3 protein-coding genes and 1 pseudogene are annotated in these 1,861 nt (G+C 36.4%); all 4 read left to right on the forward strand.

The window, feature by feature from the left end:
- Positions 1-251, forward strand: a pseudogene (locus WMO43_RS14015) (DUF6033 family protein); the annotation flags it as partial.
- 32 nt (positions 252-283) lie between these two features.
- Positions 284-742, forward strand: coding sequence for a hypothetical protein (locus WMO43_RS14020; protein WP_287557712.1), 459 nt, complete (start codon positions 284-286; stop codon positions 740-742).
- 155 nt (positions 743-897) lie between these two features.
- The gene (locus WMO43_RS14025; RefSeq protein ID WP_252194050.1) at positions 898-1,047 is read left to right on the forward strand and encodes a DUF3879 family protein; all 150 of its coding nucleotides are present in this window, start codon (positions 898-900) and stop codon (positions 1,045-1,047) included.
- Between the two features lie 4 nt (positions 1,048-1,051).
- The gene (locus tag WMO43_RS14030; protein ID WP_117691156.1) at positions 1,052-1,768 is read left to right on the forward strand and encodes an AAA family ATPase; all 717 of its coding nucleotides are present in this window, start codon (positions 1,052-1,054) and stop codon (positions 1,766-1,768) included.
- Positions 1,769-1,861 lie beyond the last annotated feature (93 nt).

The raw sequence follows: 1,861 nt of genomic DNA on the forward strand, positions 1-1,861 counted from the left end.
CGGGAACAGAAAAAGCAAGGAAAGAACTTGAAGAAAGACTCGAGAAAAGGAAAGCAGAAAAGAAAGAGACAGAGGAACGGCTGGAAAAACAGCGTGCCGAAAAACAGGAGCAGGAAGAACGGCAATATAATCTGAAAATTGATGGAAAAGATGTGGCAGACCTAACAGGAAAACTGGTGGAACTGCTAGGTACTTCAACTTCTACAGGAGTGACAGAAAATGGAGTTTCGACATTTGATGTGCTGGCATAGAAACTGATATGAGTATGCCGGGATGTATTGACATGCAGAATGTATTTTTATTTCTTTCAGTGGGACTGGTTGCGATTAACCTTATCCTTATGGAGTTCATGCAGAATACCATTGAAAAAGAAGAGAGAATAAAAATTGCGGTACTTACGGAACAAAATCAGAAAAATCGTATTGCAAATTATCAGGACCGGGAAGAAATCTATGAGCGTCAGCGAAGAAAAATGCACGATTATAAAAATCAGCTTTCCACAATCCAGACATTGATAAAGAATGGACACACAGATGAGGCACTTTCATTTACGCAGTGGTCATCTTGTAAAGAGATGGTCTTTGTATGCGTAATATGGTCGTTTGATGATATGGGACTAGGAGAACAGGTTATTTTATCCGATAAAGGAAATAGAGAAACTGAGCAGATTATTAACATTGGAAAAGTTATAATTTTTTGGAATAGAGATGGGAGGATGTTTTATGTCAAAGATTACAGATAATGCTTTTTTATTTCAAAAAACATTCGGGACATCAGGAGTAAATGCAATAGGCAGTTTTCAGTTGTCTCAGTTGAACAGCAGTTCTGTTCAGTCCCAGTGTCCACAATGGAGATACAACAAAACGTTCCGAGGTATATAACAATTTGTACCGCAAAATGCAGAAAAAGGACAGATTGGCTGCCGGGTACACCCTTGAAAAATATGAGAGAATTTACAGACAGGCATTTTATGATGCCGCAAAAAAGGCTGATCCTAACTGGGAAAACAGACAGTACAATTCAGATAAAAAAATAAAGCAAAGGTAATGAAATGAATAATCAATTTATACAAGGAGTAACATTCGATTGGGATAGAATTGATAACAATAGTTATTTAAAGAGAATTGAGGCTTTTTTGGGTGTTGAAAAACTTGATTTCAACAAACCGGTTACTTTTTTTGTTGGAGAAAATGGCAGTGGCAAATCCACTTTATTGGAGGCAATTGCCGTAGCACATGGTTTTAATCCTGAGGGTGGAACAAAGAATTATGTTTTTTCCACGCATGATACACATTCAGAATTATGTGATGCGATAAGAATTTCAAAAGGCTATCGGAAGGAAAAATGGGGATACTTTCTTAGAGCCGAAAGTTTTTATAATGTTGCAACGCAGGAAGAAGAATATGCAGATTTTAAACATCCTTCGGCTAAATATCACGAGAAGTCACATGGAGAGAGTTTTCTTGCGTTAGCACAGAATAATTTGCGGCCAAATGGTTTGTATCTTTTTGATGAACCGGAAGCTGCATTGTCACCTCAGAGACAGCTTACATTGTTAATGCAAATATATAGATGTGCAAAAGAGGGAGCGCAATTTTTTATAGTTACACATTCGCCTATTCTGTTAGGCATACCGGATGCAGATATCTATTGTTTTGATAATGGAAGCATACATTTATGCGAATATGAAGAAACAGAGAGTTATCAAGTGACAGAAATGTTTATAAACAATAGGCAGATGTTGCTGGATAAATTGTTGATAGAGTAAAGAAACAATGTGTTAGGGCACAAATATGATAAAAACAAAAAATATTTCAGAAATGTTGACTTCTTTAATTGAGGAGTATCGTTTTAATAAAAA

The organism is Maccoyibacter intestinihominis, from assembly GCF_040096355.1.
Taxonomy (GTDB): domain Bacteria; phylum Bacillota; class Clostridia; order Lachnospirales; family Lachnospiraceae; genus Maccoyibacter; species Maccoyibacter intestinihominis.